This window comes from Streptomyces sp. NPDC017890 (assembly GCF_044328675.1).
In the GTDB taxonomy this organism is placed as follows: domain Bacteria; phylum Actinomycetota; class Actinomycetes; order Streptomycetales; family Streptomycetaceae; genus Streptomyces.
This window is the reverse complement of sequence record NZ_JBIRHU010000006.1, coordinates 1-21,212: the sequence shown is the minus strand read 5'-3', so window position 1 is coordinate 21,212 and position 21,212 is coordinate 1. Positions and strand designations below refer to the sequence as shown.

Here is a 21,212-nt window from a genome sequence, read left to right as displayed (position 1 = left end):
CATACTCTCCTACGGTTAGTCCGTATCTGCTGGAAACCACGGCAGCCTGAACGGACCCCTGGAGCAATGATGATTCTCAAGACGTACGCCCGCCTTTGGGCCGACGACCTGAGCACGACCCTCCCCCTCCTGGAGCGCCTGACGGGAACGGGTCCGGACTTGCACTTCGCCTTCGATGAGATAGAGCTCGCCGCCATCGGTGACTTCCTGGTCATCGCCGGACCTGCGGAGGAACGCGCTCGGTATGCCCACGCCACGGCCACAGTGATTGTCTCCGACCTGGACCAGGCGCGTGTGGCGCTGGACGAGGCAGGCGCCGAAATCACCACGAAGGAGACGACCAGCGCAACCGGCCGCTTCCTCTACGCCCGTCATCGGGGCGGGGTGGAGGCCGAGTACGTCGAATGGAAGCCGGAGGTGCGGCGTCAGGTACTCGGCGCGTAGTGTCGGCCGGCTCCTTCCATGCGCGACGGGGCTGCATGCGAACGGGAGCCGCATGCCAGCCTGGCTAGCCTTCTGAGTCAGGAATTCCGTTCAGGTAACTGGCGAGGCGTTCGAGGATCTCGTCAGCGGTCTTCGCCCAGGCGTAGGGCCGGGGGGTGTGCCATGCGGCGATCCAGGCACGGATGCCCTTCTCGAGGGCCTGGACGGTCTTGTGTCGCGTGGACCTCGCGTGGTGCCTGCTTGTTCGTCAGCCCGGCGAACCACCGCTCGACCAGGTGGAGCCAGGACGAGCCGCAGGATCAACTCGGCCCTCGGCCGCCCAGTACGCGCCACCGGACAACCCTGCACAGCTGAACGGAAATTCCTGACTCAGAAGAAGACTGCACATCTATCGCGTTTCAATCGATAGCTGTCGAAGTCAATGGATGTCGGCGCACGGTGGCGTCCCACTGCCACTCCACGCGCCGGGGCAGCCCGGGCAGCGGGGCGCGGCCCGTGCACCACAGCAGCGTGTCGGACGAGGGATGGCCGGAAGGGGCGTCGGGGAAGAGCCGGGCCAGGACGGCGGTACTGGTGGTGTCGGGCGGGGCCCAGGGGAGACCGAGGGCGCGGGTGATGTCGTAGGTGTGGAGGGTCAGTTCGGTGATCGCCATGGCGGCGAAGCCGGCGGCGTCGGAGGGGCCCCAGGGGTGCCAGGCCCGTACGCCCGGCGCCGTGTCGCGGATGGTGGAGGTGGCGAGGGCCGCGGCGATGCGGAGGCCGTCCAGGCAGTCGGGGATGGGGGCTTGGGGGTCGAGGGAGGCGAAGAGCGTGATGTAGCGGTCGGCGGGGCGGCTGATGAGCAGGCCCGCGTAGCCGGTCAGGCCGAGGGCGAGGTGGTCCAGCGTCTGGCGGCAGGTCCAGTCGAGGCCGTGGGCGGGGCGCGACCAGTCCTGCCCGGCCACCTCCCCGAGGGCGGCCAGGCAGGCATCGGTGGCGGTGGCGAGCAGGCCCGTCCAGCGCGGGGCGTGAGCCGGAGCGTACGAAGGGGCCGGACGGGCCGGAGAGGCTGGAGGGGCCGACGTGGCAGGAGAGGCGGGCGCGGAAGGAGGCGGGGCTGCGGCGACCCGCGGGATCACGGTCACGCGCTGCCCGTCCCCTTCTTCAGGACCTCGATGACGCTCGCGTAGCTGTCGGAGCCATGGCCCAGGTCCCGGGTGCGTTCCATGGTGGTCTTGAGGAGTTCGGGCAGGGCGTTGTCGATGCCCCGGGCCGCCGCGGCGTGCAGGAGGTGATCGACGGTGGCGATCTGTACGTCGACGGTGGCGTCGTCGCCCGGGTAACGGCCGGCGTCGACCTGGGCGGCGTAGGTGGTCAGGAATCCGGTGACGGCGCTCAGCCAGCGGATCGCGACCGGGGTGAAGGCTGTGGCCTCGATCTTCTCCGCGCCGACCAGGGCGGTGCCGTGCAGCCAGCCGGTCATGGTGGCCCACATCAGGCCGAGCAGCGCGGCGTCGTAGAGGGAGGCCAGACCCGGCTCGGTACCCAGGTGCAGGGGGTCGCCCAAGGCCGCCAGGGTCGGGCGCTGGGCCTCGAAGAGGTCCTGCGACCCGCTGTACAGGAACATCATCTCGGGGCTGCCGACCCCCGGCGGAGTGGTCATGATCGCGCCGTCGAGATAGTCGGCGGAGTGCGAGCGGGCCCATGCGGCGACCTCCTGGGCCCCCTCCGGGGAGCCGGAGGTGAGGTTGACCAGGGACTTGCCCGCCAGGGAACCCGCGACGGGGTCGAGGATGGCGTGCAGCGCGTCGTAGTCCAGGACGCAGACGATGATCAGCGGACTCGCCGCGACCGCTTCCTCCGGCGTCGCGGCCAACCGGGCACCCCCGTCCACCAGCGGCTGCGCCTTACCCGCCGAACGGTTCCATACCGTGGTCGGGTGGCCCCGCTCCAGCAAGGTGGCGGCCAGCGCCGATCCCATCTGGCCCAGTCCGACGACCGTGACGGCCGAACGCTCGGTACCCATGCCTCAACTCCTGTACGTCCGCCCACGCCTGGGCCGGTTGATCACGTGCGCACCACACTCGCAGCAGGGCGCGGGCGGGAGAAGTGACAGCAGTGACGGCGACCACCAAATTCCTGCCATACGCTGAGCGGCATGAGTGTTGGTTCCGTCGCCCTGGTCGTGACCGAGGAAATCGACGTCCCTTCCTGGGAGTTGTACGAACTGAGCCTCCCCTGCACGGTCTTCGGGAAGCCGCAGCCGGACCTGGCGGACCCCTGGTACGACCTGCGGCTGTGCAGCACCCGGGAGCCCGACCCGGACGCTCCCGCCAACGGCACCGGGCTGTCCCTGCGCACCCCTTACGGCCTCGCCGACCTCGTCGGCGCCGGGACGGTCATCGTGCCCTCGGTGCCCGACGCCTGTGTCGACGAGGGCCGGCCGCTGCAGCCGGAACTGATCACGGCTCTGCGCCGCGCCCACGACGCCGGTGCCCGCATGGTCTCCCTGTGCACAGGCGCTTTCGCCCTCGCCGAGGCCGGCATCCTCGACGGCCGTCGCGCCACCGCCCACTGGATGCACACCGCCCAGCTGGCCGCCCGCTACCCGAAGGTGCGGGTCGACGACTCGGTGCTGTACGTGGACGACGGCGATGTCCTCACCAGCGCCGGCCTGACCGCCGGACTCGACCTCTGCCTCCACCTCGTACGTCGCGATCTCGGCGCGCACGTGGCCAACCAGCTGGCCCGCCGCATGGTGGTGCCGGCCCACCGCCCGGGCGGCCAGGCGCAGTTCATCGACCAGCCCATGCCCGCCACCGACGACATGGGCCTGGCCCCCGTACTGGACTGGGCCCGGGCCCGCCTCGACCAGCCGCTGACGGTCGAGCATCTGGCCCGGCGGGCCGCGATGAGCCCGCGCACCTTCTACCGGCGGCTCCAGGCCGCCACCGGGGTGACTCCGCTGCAGTGGCTGCTCAACCAGCGGTTGCGACGGGCTCAGAGCCTGCTCGAGACGACGGACCTGCCGATCGCCAGGATCGGTGAGCTGAGCGGCCTCGGCACCGCGAACAACCTCCGCCACCACTTCCTCAAACAGATCGGGGTGTCGCCGAGCGACTACCGGCGGGCCTTCCCTCCGACGTGACGGCCATCGCCACCAACCTGACGGCCGACCACTTGGCGGTGCGCCGGTCCGCTTGGGGAGACGGCGTCAGGTCGCTTGCCGTCTCAACCGCCCTCGCGCCAGCGCAGATACGCGCGGCGGCGTCGCGCGCGGACGACCCGTTCGACGAGGAGCGCCAGGAACGGCGGATACGGGGGCCGGGGCCGTTTGCCCGCGCCGAGTCGCGCGAGCCGCCGCGACGTGGCGGCCTGCACGGCCGCGGCGGCCAGCGCCTTCCCGCGGAGACGCGTCCGGGGCGGCTCAACCCCCGCCTCGTCCCGCAGGCCGGGCTGTGTGCTCGCCCGGACGTCGCCCTGCGTGGCGTCGGCCCGTACGTCCGCTCGCACGCCACCCCCCGCTCCGCCCCGCACGCCGTCCCCCGCCCCGCCCTCCGCGAGCCACCGCCTCGGCAGGTCCGGGTCGAGGGCGAGAGCCGTGGCCATTCCGGCGACGGCGACTCCCGAGCCGAGGACCCGTTGGGCGACGGCCCGGCGGCGGATGCCGCCGGTCAGCATCAGGGGCACCGGCGAGGTGGCGACGAGTTGTTCGGCGAGTGCGAGGAAGTACGCCTCGCGGGCGAGGGTGCGCCCGTCCGCGGGGGCGCCCGCGGTGGCCAGGCTCTCGATGCTGCCGCCGGACAGTTCGACCAGGTCGGTCCCGGCGTCGGCGAGCATCTTGATGACGTCCCGTGCGTCGTCGGTGTCGAAGCCGCCGCGTTGGAAGTCCGCGGAGTTGAGCTTCACGGCGACGGTGAAGTCCGCGCCGACGCGCCCGCGTACGGCGCCCACGACCGCCAGCAGCAGCCGTGCGCGGTCGGGCAGACCGCCGCCCCAGCGGTCATCGCGCCGGTTCGCCAGGGGAGACAGGAACTGGGACAGGAGGTAGCCGTGCGCGGCGTGGATCTGGACGCCGTCGAAGCCGCTGCGCCGCGCCAACTCCGCCGTCACCGCGAAGCGTTCCACCGTCCCGCCGATCTCGTCGGCGGTCATCGCGCGCGGCGTCGGGAACATGCCGGAGAGCCCGCCGATGTCGATCGGCACCGCGGACGGTGCCCAGGTGACATCGGTGAGATCCTTCGGGATGACGCGCCCGGGGTGGTTGATCTGCATCCAGATCCGCCCGCCCGCCGACTGCCCGGCAAAGGCCCACCGCTGGAACGGTTCCAGCGGCGTGCCCGCCTCCAGTACGACGTCCCCTGGCTGCGCGACCGCTCTGCGGTCGATCATCACGTGCCCGGTGATCAGCAGTCCGGCGCCACCGGCGGCCAGCCGCCGGTAGAGGGTGACGAGTTGGTCTCCGGGGAGCTGCCCGGGTGCGGCGAGCAGTTCCTCCATCGCGGCCTTCGCGAGCCGGTTCGTCAGCGGCACGCCGTGACGCAGTTCCAGTGGTTCTCCGAGTGCGGTCATCGTTCCCTCTCTGGGGTGGGTGTCCGGGGCGCGCGCCGTCCGCGAGGGAACCACCCCGCCGCGAGGCCGCTCGCCGTCGCCGTGCCCGCGAGGGCGAGCCGGCCGAGCAGGTCGCCGGTGTGGCGATGGAGCGAGCCGGTGCCAAAGCTCGGGACCTGCGTGTACCAGACGCCCGATTCGTTCGTCGTGTCCTGAGCGGGGAGCGTCCGCCCGTACGAGTCGTACGCGGTGGACTGGCCGTTGAAGTTCTGCCGGACCAGCGCGTAGCCGTTATCGATCGCGCGCAGCCCGGCCATCCACATGTGCGTGCGCCCGACTCCGGGCCCGTCGCCTCCCGGTACGAGCACGGTGTCGGCGTCGATGCGGTTGAGCGCTGGGACGTCCGCGTCGTAGCAGATGACGGTCAGGAACGCCGTCTGTGCGCCCCACCCGAGCCAGACGTGGCGGAGTCGGCTGCGCGATGCCGAAATCGACACCACCTCGGGTACCGTCGTCGCTCCCCGTTCCCCGTTACGACGCTGCCGCGTCCACGTCGCGGACGTCGTCGAAGCCGAGTTTCCGGTTGAGCTCGCCTGTGACTCGCGTGACCGCGCCTCGCGGCAGCAGGCGCGGCACCCAGGTCGTGGGGCGGCTGCCGAAGCCACGTCCGGGGTAGGAGACGGACCGCCCGCGCGCGAAGTCGTCCAGCGTCCGTGCCGCCACGCCCTTCGGGGAGTCCGCGACGTTCGGGTGCATGGTCGCGGTCGTCCCGTCGAAGAACCCTGTGTCGGTGGCGCCCGGGTGTGCCGCCATCACCCGTACGCCGGTGCCCCGCAACTCCTCCGCCAGCGCCTCGCTGAACGAGAGCACGAATGCCTTGGTGGCGGCGTAACTTGCCTGATACGGCATGGGCTGGAAGGCGGCCGTGGAGGCGACGTTGATGATGCCGCCGTGTCCGCGTGCCAGCATCTCGGCGCCCAGGACGTGCGTCAGGCCGATCAGCGCGGTGACGTTCACGTCGACCGACCGCACGTTGGGCTCCAGGGGGCGGTCGAGGAACGGCCCGACCGATCCCATCCCGGCGTTGTTGACCAGCAGGTCCACGCTCAGCCCGCGTGCCGCGAGTTCGTCGGCCACCGTCCGCGGGGCGTCCCGTTCGGAGAGGTCAGCGGCGATCACCTCGACGCGCACGGGGTGCTGTACGGGGCGTTCCTCCCGTATCCGTCCGGCAAGCTCGTGCAGTGCGTCGGAGGAGCGGGCGAGGAGGACGAGGTGTGCGCCTCTGCGGGCAAGTTCACGCGCGTAGGCCGCGCCCAGTCCCTTCGAGGCGCCCGTGACCAGGGCCGTGGTGCCGGTGTAGTCGTGCATGGGGGACTGCTTTCTGTCCGACGGGAGATGAGCGGCCCGTAAGCGGATACTTCGAGGCTCGAATTAATCTCCAACCGAACGTAACACTTCGAGTCTCGAAGTAGAAGGCCACTACGATGAGGTCATGACCCGAAGCGCCAGCGTGGCACTCGAAGCGCTCGAAGCAGCGGTGATCGCGAACCACGAGATCTTCATGCGGACCAGCGACCGGCTCGCGCCCGTACTGGCCGAGCTCGGCCTGACCCACGCGACGGCCCAGGCGCTCTGGACGATCGACCCGGACGAGCCGCCGCCGTCGATGAAGGAGATGAGCAAACGGCTGTTCTGCAACGCGCCCAACCTCAGCTTCGTCGTCAACCAGCTCGTCGACCGCGGCCTCGTCGAGCGGTCCGTCGATCCCGCCGACCGCCGGTCCCGCGTCGTGGTCCTCACGGAGAAGGGGCGGCGCGTAAGGGCCGAGGTGGTCGACCACACGCTTGCCACCACCCCGTTCGCCGGGCTCAGCCCTCAGGAGATGCGCCAGCTGACGCAGCTCCTGGGGAAGGCACTCGACGCCGCCACGGACGCGGGCTGAGGGGCGGCGCGCGGCCAGGCCACACGTTGCCGAGCGAGGCTTCCTCGGCAGGACCCGTCCGCCCGAGTAGCCTCAGCCGGCCGGGCTTGGCGGTTCAGGATCGGAGGCCGGATACGCCATGTGGTCGTTGACCGACGAGGACCTGCGGCAGATCGGCGGATACCGTCGGCTGTACCGCCTGGGCGCCGTGGCATGGGCCGCGTGTATCTGGCACGGGCGCGCCGCGGGCGGTACGTGGCCCTGAAACGTCGCCTCGTCCCGGCCGGGCGATACGGATCTCGGTCGACGAGGAGGTTCACGTTCACGCCCGGTACGGCCGGTGCGGTGTCGATTACCCCGAGCGGGAGTACTTCGCGCTGGAGGCGCCCGTGGTTGCGGCGATGAGAGCGCCTCGTCGCTCTCATCGCCGCCGGCCGGGAAGTCGTCGCCGACCATGGTCGGTGGTTGCGCCCCGCGCGGATTGGTGGAAGAAGCTCGTCGAGCCCGCCGGGAGCCGGTGGCGGCTGCTGCATTTCCCCGTTCCGCGCGAGGAGCAGCTGCGGCGTCTCGAGGTACGGAACCGGCGGGAGGACGCCACGCGTTGGCGGTCAGCCCGTCGTCACTCGACGACTTCTACGTCAGGTCCGCCCCCGACGCTGAAGGCGAAGAGATCATCGCCGCGGGCTCGTTCCGACCCGAGCCGTAAGCAGGAGGCCGCCAGGTGGCGACGATCCGCGTCGCCTCGTCCGTCCACCAGCCCGGCACGCAACTCGGAGACACGGGACGGAACCCGAACGCGGGCTCTGCGGCCCTGTGTGGTGCGCTCTGCCTAGCCCTAGTACTGCAACGGTCTTTGGCGTGACTGGTGGCCAGGTTGGTCGTTGGGCTGGATATGGGTGGGGACCTCGGTGATGTGAGGAAGTGGGCGGCGGGTCTGGGCGAGGTGCATGAGCGTTTCATGCACCGGTTTGCCCGGTCCGAGCCGCGTGAGTCAGCACTGGCATATATGCGGGGCCTGATAGCCCCGCTGGAACGGAAGAACGGCTGGACGCTGGCTGAGGAAGCCGGCCACGCGGCTCCCGACCGCATGCACCGGCTGCTGAACCGGTGCGACTGGGACCCTGACGAAGTCCTCGGCGACGTGCGTGATTACGTCGTCGAACACCTCGGTGACCCGGAAGCCGTGCTGATCGTGGACGACACGGGCTTCCTGAAGAAGGGGGCCCGCTCGGCCGGGGTCCAACGGCAGTACTCCGGGACGGCGGGGCGCACGGAGAATTGCCAGGTCGGCGTCTTCCTCGCCTATGCCAGCGCCCGTTGGCGCACGCTGATCGACCGCCGCCTGTATCTGCCCACGTCATGGACCGATGAACGGGAACGATGCCGAGCCGCAGGCATTGACGACGCGGTCGCCTTCGAGACGAAAGTGGTCACCGCCAAAGCGATGGTCCGCCGGGCGGTCATCGACAAGATCCCGTTCCGGTGGGTTACCGCGGACGCAGCCTACGGCTTCTCCAAAGGCTGGCGGACCGAGCTCGAGCGGGCCGATGTCTTCCACGTCATGGCCACCACCCGACATGACACTGTCGTTACCCGCTGGGCCATGGACCACCCTGTCCATGACCTCTTCCCCGGCCTGCCACGGCAGAAATGGAAGCGCCGTTCCTGCGGCAACGGAGCCCACGGACCACGGATCTATGACTGGGCGAGGGTCGAAGTCCGGCCCTGGCACCGCGAAGACCGCCGGCACTGGGTGATCGCCCGCCGCAGTGTCAGCCGACCCCAAGAGATCTCCTACTACATCGCCTACTGCCCCGCGGAAACCACTCTCGACGAACTGATCCGCGTCGCCGGCAGCCGCTGGGCCGTCGAGGAATGCTTCCAAACCGCCAAGCAGGAGTGCGGCCTGGACGACTATCAGGTCCGCCGCTACCCCGGCTGGCACCGTCACATCACCCTCGCCATGGCCGCCCACGCCTGCCTCACCGTCCTGCGGGCCCGCGCGCTCGACACCGACAAAGCAGAAACGGATCCTCCCAGCTCATACCCCTCACCCTCCCCGAACTACGACGCCTGATCCACCGCCTCACCCACCGCCTTCCCGCACCCATCGAACACGTCCTGCACTGGTCACACTGGCGCCGGCACCGACAACACCAAGCTCGCGTCAGCCACTACAAACGACGCGGACACACACCACCAGAAGCTGCCCACCCGTCACGCCAAAGACCGTTGCAGTACTAGGGTCCGGGGCGGGGTCACTCCTGCGGCCTCGCCGCCCCGGTGGCGAGGCCTGATCGCGTGCACGTCGTTGGGGCCCGGCCGCTGGACCGAATGAGCGAGCCGCCGCAGGGCTACTGCGTGGCGCCCGGGAGTGCGGGGCAGCCTGGTAGGCATTGTGGTTCCAGGTGACCTTTCGGCATCCTCCCAGAAGCCAATGGAGACGCTCGTGAACGATCAATTACCGAGCCCGGCCCTCCCGCCTGTGGTCGACAGAGAGACCTACCAGGAGTCGCGGGAAGCTCTGCTCGCACGGGAGAAAGCGCATACCCGTGAAGGAGACGCGATCGCGGCGGCGCGGCGGCGGCTGCCGATGGTGGAGGTCGATGCCACCATCGAGGTCATCGGCCCTGACGGGCCGATCACGATCCTCGACGTCTTCGAAGGCCGCAAGCAGCTCATCGCGTATTTCCACGCCTGGTGGCCCGGACGACCCGCCGCCGGGCAGTGCGAGGGTTGCACGTTCTTCAACAGTCAAGTCCGCGAGCTGTCCTACATCCACTCCCGCGACGCCACGTACGCCACACTCTGCAAGGGCCCCTACCAAGAGAGCGTCCGCTACCGAGACTTCCTGGGCCTGGGCATGCCGTGGTATTCGGTCGAGAAGACGGCGCCGCAGCTCTTGGAGGGTCGTGACTGGCAGCGTCACCACCTCGTCTGCTACGTCCGCGACGGCAAGAGGATGTTCGAGACGTACTACACCGGCGGTCGCGGCGTCGAGGTGATGGCGCCCACCCACGGGCTTTTGGACATGACCGTCTACGGACGCCAGGAGGCGTGGGAGGACTCCCCCCGCGGCTGGCCCCAGCCCTGGTACTCCGCCGAGAACCCCGAGGAGTGGCGTACGAACGGGCGCCCCATCGCCCAGTGGTCCCGCATCGAAGCCGGCCGCTCCGACGAGCTGACCTAGTTGTCGTCGAGGACGTCGGTGATCCGAGGGTCGGTGGCGCCGGTGCCGGCGATGACATGCCGGGCGACACCGACGCGCAGCACCATGGAGGAGACGTGGTGGGCCACGAGGTCGCGCAACTCGCGTGCGATGGTGGTGCCCTCCGCTGCGCGGGCGGCCGGCAGCTGCTGTCCGGCGCGGACACTTCGAGAGAAAGCCATAGCCGGACACCTATGCCCGGCAGTGTCTGGCCACAACCTGGCGTGCGTACTGGTCCTCGGGGTCGATGTCTTGAACTACCTTCTGGGCTTCCAGCACCCGACCCGTCTCGCACATCAGTCGAACAAGGACGTACAGGGCGCCACGGTCGCCGTCTTCGGCGCGGTCACGCAGCGCCGCCTCCATACCCCGCTCTCGAAGCGATCTGTTGAGTCTTCGACGTGCGTGGTTATCCGTGAGGGCGCGCTCCGTAAGCTCTGGGATCCGTTCCGCTCGGGCCAGCAGATCCATGTGCCACAGATGGTTGTCGTGCATGTCTGGATCGTCGGAGAAGCATTCGGCGTGGGCGCTTACCAGCGCGATCGCCACGTCCCAATCTTGAAGCTGTTCCGCCGCCCGAGCTCGATCCAACCAGTCCACAGGACGAGTATCGCCTGTGGCCCCACCGGGCAGTGCCTTTCGAAGTAACCGCTGATGAGCGTCCTTCAAGACAAGGTACGGTCAAATGCCCACAAACCGCTCCGTCAGAAACGCTCGGATCCCCGCAGGGGGTGGAGCAGATGCCGCTGATCCCAGATGAAGGTCCGGTCCCACAGCTCGCACCTACAGGTCTGCACCCAGCGTTCCATGGATGCATTCATCCGCGGCATCCGGACACCGCTGAGCGCGACCTCGACCCCCACATTGGCGAGGACCGCGTCGAACAGGGCGGGGAACTCCCCGTCCCGGTCCCGGATCAGGAACGGCGCCCGGCAGTTGACATCTTCCAGGTCCATGACGAGATTCCACGTGGCCTGTGCCACCCACAAGGCCGTCGGGTGCGCGGTCGCGCCCGAGGTCCGGATTCGTCGGCTGGCGTGCTCGATCACGGCGAACACGTACAGTCGTGCCCCGGTCAAAGTGACCGTCTCGAAGAAGTCGCAGGCCAGCAGGGCGTCGGCCTGGGAGCGCAGAAAGTCGGCCCACGCGCTGGAGGTCCGCTCGGGCGCCGGGTCGATCCCGGCCTCCCGCAGGAGGAATTGACCGTCGATGCGCTCGCGTTGGCGTGCCGGTCCGGGAGCTCGGGCTCAGCTCGCAGTCGAGTCCTTGGTCAGCGCGTCCATGAAGAGGTCGACGAGCGGGCGGGCTTGCTCCTTGGTGCCGTGCTGCACGGAATAGGCGATGCCGCCCATGAGGAGTAGGACATTGTCGGGGGTAACGTCGGTTCGCAGGCTTCCGTCTTGGGCGCCGGCCGCGAGGAGGGTGGCGACGGCGTCGGTAAGGAGTGCACGGCTGTCGGAGTATGGATCGATGCCGGAGGCGATGACCGCGTTGAGGGCTTCGGACATTCCGCTCTTTGCCGTGGCGTAGTGGATGAAGTGTTCCATCCATATCCGGGTGGCCTCGGCAGCCAGGTGCTGGGCGAGGAGGTCGTTCACCTTGTCGCACACACGGGTGAGTTGGCGCCGGTAGGCGGCGTCGATGAGGATTTCCCGAGTCGGGAAGTGCCGGTAGAGCGTGCCGACACCGACGCCGGCCTGCTTGGCGATGGCTGCAGGCGCGGTGTCCAGCCCCTGCTCGGCGAAGGCTTGCGTGGCGACCTCCAGCAGGCGCTCCCGGTTCTGCAGCGCGTCACTCCTGGGGCGGCGGGGTGTGGCGGGCACGCGGTTTCCTTCGGGGTCGGTCTCCAGTTGCTTTCCGGAACCCGTTCCGCTTAACTCTCAAACGGAATGTTTTCCGGTATCACACTACTCCAGGAGACTCCCATGCCCGCTCCCTCCGACAAGGCCTCACGTCACTGGTTCGTCACCGGAGCCTCCGGTGGATTAGGCCGCCATCTCACCGAGCATGCCCTCCGGAACGGCGACCGCGTCACGGCGACGGTCCGCCGCCCCGCAGCTCTGGAAGACCTGCGTGAGACACACGGCGACTGGTTGACTGTCGAGATCCTCGACCTCACGCGGCCGGCCGATGTGGACAAGGTGATCGGCAGGACTCTCCGGTCCGGGCCTGTGGACATTGTGGTCAACAATGCCGGATACGCGGTTGTGGGCGCCGCCGAGGAAATGACCGTCGAGCAGATTCGCGACCAGATCGAGGTTCTCCTGCTCGCGCCGATGATGATCACCCGTGCCTTCCTGCAGCCGATGCGTGAGCAGGGCGGAGGCCGGATCATCCAGATCTCCAGTGTGGGCGGCCAGGTGGGCATCCCCACTCACAGCTCCTATCACGCGGGCAAGTGGGGGCTGGAGGGCTTCACCGAGAGCGTCAGCCGCGAGGTCTCCGACTTCAACATCCACCTCACTCTGGTCGAGCCCGGCGCCACCCGTACCGGCTTCGCTTCGGCCCTGCAGTACACCACCGAAACGACCGTCTACTGCGACAATGCCGTCGGCCGGACCCGGCGCTACCTGGAATCCGCAGACGAGAACGTCTTCACCGGTGACCCGGCCAAGCTCGCCGCCGCCATCTACGACACAACCCGCCACCCGAGCCCGCCCCTGCGCCTGGCTCTCGGCTCCGACACCTACAGCGCAATCCACGCGGCGCTCACCGAACGTCTCACCACGCTCGAAACCCAGAAGGACCTCGCTGAATCTGTTGCCTTCACCCACTGAACCTCTTTCATCCTGTGGTGTCGGAGGGTGTGGTGACGAGGCAGGGCCCCTCGTCGTCGGCGTGGTGATTCCACTCAGCACACCGGCGACCGAAGGGCCCTGTTGGTTCCGTATCCTGCCACGCTCGGCGTCCTGCATGAGCCCGTCGAACACGTTGCCTGGCTGCTCTATGAGCACCGCCGCGCACGCAACGCCCGCTGGCGGAAGCTCGGCTGCTTCGACCAGACATCTTCCTTCTGGCCCGACCGGCCGTGAGGAGAACAACGCGGGAAGATGGCGACTCACCGGCAGGGATGTGCCAACGAGCGAACGCATGAAAGTGGTTGAGAGGGAACCGGTACGCGAGGTCCGCCGATGAGGTGAACCGACGTGCGGGTCCGCGTGGCCACGCAGCTGGAGCGGGCAGCTGTCTCACGCCTTCAGGTGAACTCCGGGTGCGAAAACGTTCATTCGCCCGGTGTCGGGGGTCCTCTAGGCAATTCTGGCAGCCGTCCAACGGAAGGCTTGCTCATGCGACGTCGTGCGGTGATTGCGGCTGCTCTGATTCCCCTGTCGGCCATCGGCGTGTCTGCGGCTGTGGCTGCGGGACCCGTGATGCCTGCCGCGGGGACGGTCACGTGGTGCTTGTCTTCAGCGGCGGCTCAGCACCTGGCGGCTGACGGAGTTGTGATGGCGGCTGCTGCTCCGGCAGTGCTCGACTCTTCAGGGCCGACCCCGTGCGTGCAGTGGCCGATGAAGGGCATGATCAGTCTCGACCTGACCGAGGGCTCCTGGACGGCGGGCGGCGGCATGACCTTCACCAGGGCCTCGGACGGGCGCAGTCTGAGCTTCACCGGGGCGCGCGGTGACTTGGCGCGGCGGTCGATGCTGGTTGATGCGACGGTCGGAGATGAAGCTGCGCAGCCGGTCGATCTCGCCACGTACGAACTCGACATGACGAAGATCACGGTCGCTATGCCCTCCGTGAACTCGCCGGGCTCGGTCGAGGGCGGGCCGTTCGACACGGTGCTCAAGCCGGACGGTGCGGCGGTGTTCTCCCGAGCGTTCGGCGCGTCGCCGGTTCCCACCGGGAACAGCCTGGCCACGTTGGCGGGCCGTGTCGATGTGGTCCCGGCGCTGGGATGAGCCGGATGTGGGCGGAGACGGGTGCTGCCCTTGTCAGTCCTGGCCTGCTGGGTGAGGTCCGGGCTGATAGGGCGGGCGCTGCGGTGCTGGCATGGGCGCGGGACGTGAGTCTGGTGGTTGACGCTTTTGAAGAGAGGCGTCTGCTTGCTATGCGCCTGGGGGAGCTTGCTGAACTGGCCACGCCGGGGGTGAGCGACGCCGATCTGGAACTGACAGCCCAGTGGGCGGCGTTCATCTGCCTGGTCGATGACCGGTTCGACCGCAGCCGGGCCGATGTCCGGCCGGAGGAGGTCGCGTCGCTGTTCGCACGGCTGCTGGACGTGATCACCGGTGGCCGTGCGAGGTCAGGCGGCGGGGTCGAGCAGGCCCTGGATGATCTGTGGCGGCGTACGGCTCCGCGGATGTCCATCCAGTGGCAGGAGCGGTTCGTTGCCGACTACCGCGACTTCGCCCTGGCCACGCAGGCAGAGGCCGCCGGACGCATCGAAGGGGTCGTGGTGGGGCTCAGCGACTACGTGCTGCGGCGTCGCAGGACGATCACGGCTTTGCCTATGGCGGACATCCTGGAGTGCACCGCTGGCGCGCCCTGGCCCGGGCTGCCCATGGGGGAGGACCTCATGAAGGCCATGCGGCAGGCCGTGGCTGATGTGGCCGGCTGGACCAATGACCTGGTCTCGGCCGAGGACGACGTGCGGGAGGACCACGACAACCTGGTGACCGTGCTGAGCTGTGAGCGCGGCTGCTCCCTGTCCTCGGCACGCGAGCAGGTCACGGCAATGCGCGATGACCGAGTCAGGGATTTCCATGCCCTGGCCGCCTCGCTGACGGCGATGGCCCTTCCCGGATCCGAGCGGGAGGAAGTGCGGCGCTACGTTGCGGCACTCGGTTCCTTTGTCGCCGCGACGCTGCACTGGCTTGGCGTAACCCATCGCTTCGACACCCGCTGGGCGCCCCGGCGGGTGTGACCGACCTCGTTCACCCGCCCTGTCGATCCACTTCCACCGCGTTCTCCGTGCTCTCCAAGGACTGGTCCACCGATGAGACCCTCTGCCACCGAGCAGTTCCCAGCGGCCTGGCTGTCGTCGTACTTCCCAGCAGCGCTGCCTGCCGGACGCACGCGTCTTCTGACGCACGTGCTGAACCGGGTGGGAGCGGACGGTGCCGTGCGCGACACCTGCCGCAGCCGGGTCCTCGAATCCGCGCTCGCCCTGGCGCTGGTAAAGCGGTGCGGATCTTGTCACCACGAGGCTCGTACTCGCCTCGTGCGCTACCTGGAGCGCCAGCAGAACAGCGAAGTCCTCATTGACGCGACCGCAGCCGCCGCTGCCCTGGGCCGGGGCACCAGGCAGCCGGTGCGCCGCCAGGCCCTCGAGGACATTGTCAGCCGGGTACCGGACTTCACCGGACCACGCAAACGCGCCCTGGTCCACGCCATCTTCACCATGCTGGGCGCGGCTACCGACCATGCCGACGTGGCTGCCCATGCCGTCGACGTGAGCGCGCTGCATCCCTGGGCCGCGGTGCAGGCCGTCGCTGTGAACGCGATCCTGGACCGGGCGGCAGGCAGAGGCCCGGCCGGCGCAGACGATGTCGCTCTGCTGGCATCCACCCAGCGTCCGGGAACGGTGTGGGAGGGAAACCTCTTCATTCACCTGTCAGTCCTGCATGCCCTGGTGGACGTCCCCGGTATGGAGAGCGTCGTCCATGCCGGCCTGAGTACCGCCCTCAGGCACCAGCGGGAGGACGGCGGCCTGCCCTTCGTCACGGACACTGACACGTGGTGCACCGTCGTCGCGGGCCTGGCCCTGGGCAGTGCTGGGGCACCGCGTGAGGTGCTCTACCGCATCGCCCGGCACCTTGTGCATGTTCAGCACGCGAACGGCGGCTGGTCCTACACCGACCACGTTGAGCTCTCCGACACGGACTGCACCAGCGTCGCAGTCGAATTCCTGCACCAGCTGGACCCGGTCACCTACCGCGGCCCGATTGAGCGTGCCCTGGACGCTCTGGTCGCGGTCCGCGGCGCCGACGGCGGATTCCCCACCTATGGAGCGGGCACTCCCTCCGAGGCGTGCATGACCGCCGCCGCGATCAACGCGCTCAGCACCCAAGGCCGCCGCCACCATCACCTCATCCAGCCTGCGCTGCGCTTTCTCGCCGACCGCCAGATGCCTGACGGCTCCTTTCCCCCCGGCTGGAGCAGTAGTCGCCTGCACACCCTTTTCCGGGCCTACCTCGCCACCCACCACCGGCAGTCCGGTGTGGCCGTCCAAGATATGAGCGGTCGGATCGCCGGCCTGGTGCGAGCCGCGCAGAACTCGGACGGCGGCTTCGGACAGAGTCACGGTGCCTCGAGCGATGCCATCAGCACCGCCTACGCCCTGATCATCCTGGCCACACAGCCCGATCCTGCTCCCGCGGCGCGCACCGCGGACTACCTGCTCACGCAGCAGCGTCCCGACGGCAGCATCGTCTCCACTCCCGACATGCTCGGGCCGCGTCCTTTCCCGTATCACGTCCCGCTGCTGACCGACGTGTTCACTCTGCTCGCCCTGGGCCACCTCACCCCGCGCATCCGGCCATCATCCTTTGCTGTGCCGGATCGCCAGCACAGCAGTACCTAACACGCCCAGAGGGCAGCCCCATGAGACTTTCACTCAACCTGCCTCCTCTTGCCTGGCTGAGGCAGGTATGCCTGCTGACGGGAGGTGCAGAGGGCATCGTCTGGCCCACGGCCGTAGCCGGGACTCACGTGCACAGGTGTGACAACTCCCCGAGCCACCTCGACCGAGCTGCTGCCGACCGCCGGGAAGGGACCGAGCGGAGCGCTGCCTGTGACCACCTCGTCCGAGCCGGGCGCGCCTACGTCCGCCGCCCTCGACACTCGGGACACCCCCTGCCGCATTTCCGGCCTACAGCTGCCTGACCCCTGTCTCTCACCAACCCACCACCGCGGAGCGTCCAGTGACCGTGCCCCTGCGTCCCACGCCCATGGACCTGACCATGCACGACATGGCCCAGGTCTACCCCTCGATCTCCCAGGCCATCGGGGTGGTCCTCCACCTGGAAGGAACCACGCCGCCCCTCAGCGAACTCCGCGCCCATGTCGGCTCCCACCTGAAATCCCAACCACGCCTGACCCATTACCTCCGCGGTCGCGGACTGAAAGCCCGCTGGCACCACGACCCCGCCCCTGACCTGAACCACCGGGTCCGCGAACAGCGCCTGCCCTCAGGCACCCAGCACATCGACACAGCCCTGACCGGCCTCGTCGCGCACCCATTGCCCGCTGAGGGCCCGCCGTGGGACATCTGGCTGCTGGCCGGGTACGCCCCGGAGCGTTATTCCATCTGCCTACGAGCGCACCACAGTACTCAGGACGGCTTGGGCTTGATCGGTACCCTGACCGCTCTGTTCGGCAGCGCACCCGCGCCCGTGAAGCACCCAGCGCTTCGGGTAGGCGTCGGAGCCTACCTGAGCACTGTGCGCGACATGCTCACGGCAAGCGCAAGCAACAACGTTTGGAACGATGCCGAGCGACCTCTGACCGGTCGCCGCGACATCACCTGGGCGGATGTCCCCACTCAGCGGCTGCGGAATACCGCCACCGCCCGCGGCGGCGACACGAACGACGGCTTCCTTGCCGCCCTCAGCGGAGCCTTGCGCACCTGGGCAGCACAATCGTGGCCCAAGGGCGCCGCCAGGCCGCTCCCAGCGATCAAGATGATCAACCTGCGCCGTGCCGAGGAACACGACAGGCCGGGAAACTACTTCACTTTCGCCTCCGCGCCGCTGCCCTGCCACGAGCCGACAGCTGAAGGCCGCCTCGACCACGTCATCGCCGCCACCCGCACCACGAAAGACCCGGCCCGCCACAAGGCCATGCGTTCGGTGATGGACCTCGTCCCCGCGCGTGCCTTCCATGCTCTGGCGACCCGGCTGACCACACTCGACCGAGCCTCCATCAGCACGTCCTACGTCGCCATCCACCGGCCGTTGCGCTACAAACAGGACCCCGTCACCCGCCTCCAGCCCTTCACCTGGCTCCCCCGGCATCAGCCGGCGTCGATCGTGGCCTGCAGCTACAACGGAACCACCAGCGTCTGCTTCGTCACCGATGCCGGCCTCCCCGGCCTGGACCGGCTGCCTTGGCTGTTCCGCGACGCCGTGGGTGCCCTCCCACGCTCGGACGACGACCCGCAGGCGGGCATCCGAGCGGAGCAACTTCCCCACGCCGGCGTGACGCTCCCCGTACCTGCCGCTGCCCGTGATACCGCGGCAGTCGTCGATTTTGACTTCATCAAAGGCATCCTGGTCCACCAGGGGAACCTGCCGGCTGAATCGATCACGCGTCAGGCGACGAAGGAGGAGGCCGGAATCGACTCCCTGGCGGTGACCGAGCTGTCCATGATTCTCGAAGAGCGCCTGGGCGTCGTGATCACCGAGCACGAGCTCGCGAAGCCGACCACCATGGAGGAGCTGGTCAGCCTCGTAGCTCAACGGGCGTCATCATCCCCCTGCCGCGAGAGCCCGCAATAGCGGGGGCTCCACCCCCAGACAGATCGGCCGCACACGGTGCCCGAGGCGTAGTCGCGCCCCGGCTCCTCAGTCAGCAGCGCCGGCCGTTACCGGCCTCAGCGGCAGCATGTCGGCGACAGAGGGGTCACCACGGGCAGCCGATCAGACCGCAGTCCCGAACGCAGACCCTTCACTTACCGTGTTGCCAACGAGCAAGTACAGAGAAGACAAACCGTGATCTTTGCACGTAAAGCCGCATCTCCGTCGTCGGCGCCTGCCGCGCGGCTGATCGGCCTGGGGTCCTACCTGCCCTCAGGGAAGGTAAGCAACGCCGACCTCGTGTCACGCCTGGACACGACAGATGAATGGATCCGCACCCGTATCGGCATTGCCGAGCGACACATCGCCGACACGGCTACGGCTACCAGCGACCTGGCCACTGAGGCGGGCCTCCGTGCAATGAAATCAGCGGAAGTGGAACACGTTGACGCCGTCATCCTGGCCACCGCCACTCCGGACCATCACGTGCCTGGCACCGCCCCCGTGGTGGCCCACCAGATCGGCCTTCCCCAAGTACCCGCGTTCGACCTCGGCGCCGGCTGCTCGGGCTTCGTCTACGCACTGACTGTCGCAACGGCACTCATCCACGCGAAGACCGCCGGCACCGTTCTGGTCGTCGGAGCGGAGAAGATGTCGGCCGTCATCGACCCCGCCGACCGATCCACCGCGCCGATCTTCGGCGACGGAGCGGGCGCGGTCGTACTCACAGCCGCAGACGCCGACGAACCCGGAGCCCTCGGACCAGCCGCATGGGGCAGCGACGGCGGGCACGCAGACGCCATCATCATCCCCGGCGGCGGTTCCCGCAGCCCTTCACGTACCACTGCCGACCTGGAGAAACTCTACGTACACATGAAAGGGAACGAGGTGTTCCGTCACGCGGTGCACCGCATCACTCAGGTGACTCACCAGGCAGCCACCGCAGCAGGATGGGCCGTCCAGGACATCGACAGGCTGATCGTCCACCAAGCAAACGCGCGCATCAGCGCAGCCGTAGCCAACGGCCTGGGAATCCCGGCCGAGCGCGTACCGTCCAACATCGCCCGAGTCGGCAACACTTCTGCGGCTTCCATTCCACTGCTGCTCAGTCACGCTGCGGTCGACGGACAGCTGAAAGCCAGGCAACGAGTCGTCGTAACCTCCTTCGGGGCAGGTTTCACCTGGGCGGCCACCACTCTGCGGTGGCCCATCGGCCTCCAGGCTCTTGTCTGAGCGCACATTGCACTCACCCGTAGCGGGTTCGTTGCTTTAGTTCGACCGATGCTCAGTTCCTGGCCTTCGCCAGGTGCTGTTTGAAGTTCGGGTCTTTTCGAGGCGCGGTGGTCGGCCGGTCTGGGCTGGTAGTACTCGTATGTGGCGCGTTTCGATGTGACGGATGCTGAGTGGGAGTTGCTCGAGGGATGTCTGCCGGTGGCGGCGACGGGTCCGCTGCCTTCGGCGGGTGCGGGATCAGTTCAACGGTGTGCTGTGGAGATTTCGCACCGGCAGTGGCCGGCGTGATGTCCCGGAGCGCTACGGGCCCTGGTCCACGGTGTACTCGCGGTTGAGAGCCCGGGTCGAAGGCCCGGGGTGTTCCAGGCGCTGATGGACGGTCTGATCGCCGAGGCCGCTGCGCGCGGGCTGGTCGGGCTCAGACTGGTCAGTGTGGAGTCCACGGTCGTACGGGCTCATCACGAATCGGCATGGCTGGCGGTCGCCGGGGAGACCCCGGACGCTCCCGAACAGGCAGTGACCGAGGAAACGGGGGTTCCGCTGCCGGAACAGGGACCGGTCCTGCGGGTGATGGGCCGCCGTCCGTGCCCGGTGCGGGCGGCCCGGAAGGAGGACCGGGAGCGGTCCGCGGCGCGGCGCCGTCGCCGGGCACGGGCGAAGGCGGCCGGGCTCGGCAGGTCCAGTGGCGGGCTGAGCAGCAAGGTCCACGCCGTGGTTGACGCGGCGGGACTGCCGCTGGAAGCCCGTCTCATCGACGACGAGGGCGGCGCCGTCGGTGTCGATGTGTTCGGCGGCGTAGGCGCGCAGGTCGTCGCGGACGGCGTCGGCGTCCCAGCGAGTTCGGCGCAGTAGCCGTTGCATCGGGCCGGGCCGGGCGAGTCCGGCTTGTTCGGCCAGCTGCCAGCAGTTTTCCGCGCCACACGCGACAGCAGCCCGACCAGATAGGCGCGGGCGGTGGTCCGGGGTTCTACCCGCCCGAACCGGCCCGTGATCCGGGCCATGACCTGGTCGAACATCGCCCGACAGCGGGCAGGGTCCAGGCTCTGGCCTGCGGCCACCGCACGATCTTCAGGAGTCCACATATCCCCCGATGATCACGCGGTCGCCGTACCCGCTCTCGACCGGGTCCAGCCACATGATCGCGGAACCGGACGGGAGTGTCAGAGCTGCGCGAGAAGGTTCTCCTTCGCCCACTGGGCGACGGTGAGGCCGGGACGCCCGAGGACGGTCTGGACGTCGTCGTGTTCCCGCAATTCGAAGGGCAGATTCCCGGACGCGGCCAGACGCATTTTCTGGACTGCGCTCTCGAGGTAGAGGCCGGCGCCGTGCTGGGGGATCTGCCGGGCGGCCTCGGCCAGGAAGTCGGCCCCCTGGTCCGTGCAGGTGATCTCCGTCCCGAGGGTGTCCGAAAGCACTT

21 protein-coding genes and 4 pseudogenes are annotated in these 21,212 nt (G+C 68.7%); 14 read left to right on the top strand and 11 right to left on the bottom strand.

The genetic code is table 11. The features are described from left to right. The first annotated feature begins 69 nt into the window (after positions 1-69). Positions 70-444, top strand: a complete 375-nt coding sequence (locus tag ACH4F2_RS09540; RefSeq protein ID WP_398132354.1) for a VOC family protein — start codon at positions 70-72, stop codon at positions 442-444. 64 nt (positions 445-508) lie between these two features. On the opposite strand, the pseudogene ACH4F2_RS09535 reads toward ACH4F2_RS09540, so the two are convergent. The 3 genes and pseudogenes from ACH4F2_RS09535 to ACH4F2_RS09525 form a co-directional block, all read right to left on the bottom strand. Beyond that, positions 509-737 (bottom strand): annotated as a pseudogene (locus ACH4F2_RS09535) (IS630 family transposase); the annotation flags it as partial. 105 nt (positions 738-842) lie between these two features. Continuing rightward, a complete protein-coding gene (locus ACH4F2_RS09530; RefSeq protein ID WP_398132353.1) occupies positions 843-1,433 on the bottom strand; it encodes a maleylpyruvate isomerase N-terminal domain-containing protein in 591 nt (196 codons plus the stop codon). A gap of 131 nt (positions 1,434-1,564) precedes the next feature. Beyond that, positions 1,565-2,449 (bottom strand): NAD(P)-dependent oxidoreductase, encoded by an 885-nt coding sequence (locus tag ACH4F2_RS09525; protein ID WP_398132122.1) that lies wholly within the window; start codon positions 2,447-2,449, stop codon positions 1,565-1,567. Between the two features lie 132 nt (positions 2,450-2,581). Here ACH4F2_RS09525 and ACH4F2_RS09520 point away from each other — a divergent pair, with 132 nt between their 5' ends. Next, positions 2,582-3,571, top strand: a complete 990-nt coding sequence (locus tag ACH4F2_RS09520; protein ID WP_398132121.1) for a GlxA family transcriptional regulator — start codon at positions 2,582-2,584, stop codon at positions 3,569-3,571. A gap of 83 nt (positions 3,572-3,654) precedes the next feature. On the opposite strand, the gene ACH4F2_RS09515 is transcribed toward ACH4F2_RS09520, so the two are convergent. From ACH4F2_RS09515 to ACH4F2_RS09505, 3 genes are read right to left on the bottom strand one after another with little or no spacing between them, the layout of a single operon-like run. Continuing rightward, complete coding sequence (locus ACH4F2_RS09515) at positions 3,655-4,995, bottom strand: NADH:flavin oxidoreductase/NADH oxidase family protein (protein ID WP_398132120.1); 1,341 nt, start codon at positions 4,993-4,995, stop codon at positions 3,655-3,657. Then, complete coding sequence (locus ACH4F2_RS09510; RefSeq protein ID WP_398132119.1) at positions 4,992-5,471, bottom strand: hypothetical protein; 480 nt, start codon at positions 5,469-5,471, stop codon at positions 4,992-4,994. The genes ACH4F2_RS09515 and ACH4F2_RS09510 overlap by 4 nt, the downstream gene beginning before the upstream one ends. A gap of 34 nt (positions 5,472-5,505) precedes the next feature. After that, positions 5,506-6,342, bottom strand: a complete 837-nt coding sequence (locus ACH4F2_RS09505) for an SDR family NAD(P)-dependent oxidoreductase (RefSeq protein WP_398132118.1) — start codon at positions 6,340-6,342, stop codon at positions 5,506-5,508. A 124-nt stretch (positions 6,343-6,466) separates the two neighbouring features. On the opposite strand from ACH4F2_RS09505, the gene ACH4F2_RS09500 reads away from it, so the two are divergent. The 3 genes from ACH4F2_RS09500 (at position 6,467) to ACH4F2_RS09490 (ending at position 10,085) form a co-directional block, all read left to right on the top strand. Next, a complete protein-coding gene (locus ACH4F2_RS09500; RefSeq protein WP_398132117.1) occupies positions 6,467-6,916 on the top strand; it encodes a MarR family winged helix-turn-helix transcriptional regulator in 450 nt (149 codons plus the stop codon). A gap of 871 nt (positions 6,917-7,787) precedes the next feature. After that, entirely contained in the window at positions 7,788-8,972 is a 1,185-nt protein-coding gene (locus tag ACH4F2_RS09495; RefSeq protein WP_398132352.1) for an IS701 family transposase, read from the top strand. Positions 8,973-9,332: 360 nt separating this feature from the next. Continuing rightward, a complete protein-coding gene (locus ACH4F2_RS09490) occupies positions 9,333-10,085 on the top strand; it encodes a DUF899 family protein (RefSeq protein ID WP_398132116.1) in 753 nt (250 codons plus the stop codon). Here ACH4F2_RS09490 and ACH4F2_RS09485 read toward each other — a convergent pair. The 4 genes from ACH4F2_RS09485 to ACH4F2_RS09470 all read right to left on the bottom strand — a co-directional run bounded on the left by ACH4F2_RS09485 (position 10,082) and on the right by ACH4F2_RS09470 (position 11,926). Further along, positions 10,082-10,285, bottom strand: a complete 204-nt coding sequence (locus tag ACH4F2_RS09485) for a histidine kinase (protein ID WP_398132115.1) — start codon at positions 10,283-10,285, stop codon at positions 10,082-10,084. The genes ACH4F2_RS09490 and ACH4F2_RS09485 overlap by 4 nt on opposite strands. Positions 10,286-10,295: 10 nt before the next feature. Beyond that, the gene (locus ACH4F2_RS09480; RefSeq protein ID WP_398132114.1) at positions 10,296-10,652 is read right to left on the bottom strand and encodes a hypothetical protein; all 357 of its coding nucleotides are present in this window, start codon (positions 10,650-10,652) and stop codon (positions 10,296-10,298) included. Positions 10,653-10,807: 155 nt separating this feature from the next. Continuing rightward, complete coding sequence (locus tag ACH4F2_RS09475; RefSeq protein WP_398132113.1) at positions 10,808-11,152, bottom strand: hypothetical protein; 345 nt, start codon at positions 11,150-11,152, stop codon at positions 10,808-10,810. Between the two features lie 198 nt (positions 11,153-11,350). Beyond that, complete coding sequence (locus tag ACH4F2_RS09470) at positions 11,351-11,926, bottom strand: TetR/AcrR family transcriptional regulator (RefSeq protein WP_398132112.1); 576 nt, start codon at positions 11,924-11,926, stop codon at positions 11,351-11,353. Between the two features lie 102 nt (positions 11,927-12,028). Here ACH4F2_RS09470 and ACH4F2_RS09465 point away from each other — a divergent pair, with 102 nt between their 5' ends. The 9 genes and pseudogenes from ACH4F2_RS09465 to ACH4F2_RS09425 form a co-directional block, all read left to right on the top strand. Beyond that, positions 12,029-12,880, top strand: coding sequence for an SDR family oxidoreductase (locus tag ACH4F2_RS09465; RefSeq protein ID WP_398132111.1), 852 nt, complete (start codon positions 12,029-12,031; stop codon positions 12,878-12,880). Between the two features lie 61 nt (positions 12,881-12,941). Further along, a pseudogene (locus tag ACH4F2_RS09460) lies at positions 12,942-13,105 on the top strand (IS5/IS1182 family transposase); the annotation flags it as partial. Positions 13,106-13,621: 516 nt separating this feature from the next. Beyond that, positions 13,622-14,005: a hypothetical protein gene (locus ACH4F2_RS09455; protein WP_398132110.1), complete on the top strand. Its 384-nt coding sequence runs from the start codon at positions 13,622-13,624 to the stop codon at positions 14,003-14,005. A gap of 104 nt (positions 14,006-14,109) precedes the next feature. Next, entirely contained in the window at positions 14,110-14,970 is an 861-nt protein-coding gene (locus ACH4F2_RS09450) for a hypothetical protein (protein ID WP_398132109.1), read from the top strand. Between the two features lie 72 nt (positions 14,971-15,042). After that, positions 15,043-16,629: a prenyltransferase/squalene oxidase repeat-containing protein gene (locus ACH4F2_RS09445; RefSeq protein ID WP_398132108.1), complete on the top strand. Its 1,587-nt coding sequence runs from the start codon at positions 15,043-15,045 to the stop codon at positions 16,627-16,629. Between the two features lie 388 nt (positions 16,630-17,017). Continuing rightward, positions 17,018-18,544, top strand: coding sequence for a wax ester/triacylglycerol synthase domain-containing protein (locus tag ACH4F2_RS09440; RefSeq protein ID WP_398132107.1), 1,527 nt, complete (start codon positions 17,018-17,020; stop codon positions 18,542-18,544). 213 nt (positions 18,545-18,757) lie between these two features. Beyond that, the gene (locus ACH4F2_RS09435; protein WP_398132106.1) at positions 18,758-19,795 is read left to right on the top strand and encodes a beta-ketoacyl-ACP synthase III; all 1,038 of its coding nucleotides are present in this window, start codon (positions 18,758-18,760) and stop codon (positions 19,793-19,795) included. A gap of 163 nt (positions 19,796-19,958) precedes the next feature. Continuing rightward, on the top strand, positions 19,959-20,168 hold the full coding sequence (locus ACH4F2_RS09430; protein ID WP_398132105.1) for a transposase: 210 nt from the start codon (positions 19,959-19,961) through the stop codon (positions 20,166-20,168). Positions 20,169-20,449: 281 nt separating this feature from the next. Beyond that, a pseudogene (locus tag ACH4F2_RS09425) lies at positions 20,450-20,542 on the top strand (IS5/IS1182 family transposase); the annotation flags it as partial. 413 nt (positions 20,543-20,955) lie between these two features. Here ACH4F2_RS09425 and ACH4F2_RS09420 read toward each other — a convergent pair. Next, positions 20,956-21,212 (bottom strand): annotated as a pseudogene (locus tag ACH4F2_RS09420) (hypothetical protein); the annotation flags it as partial.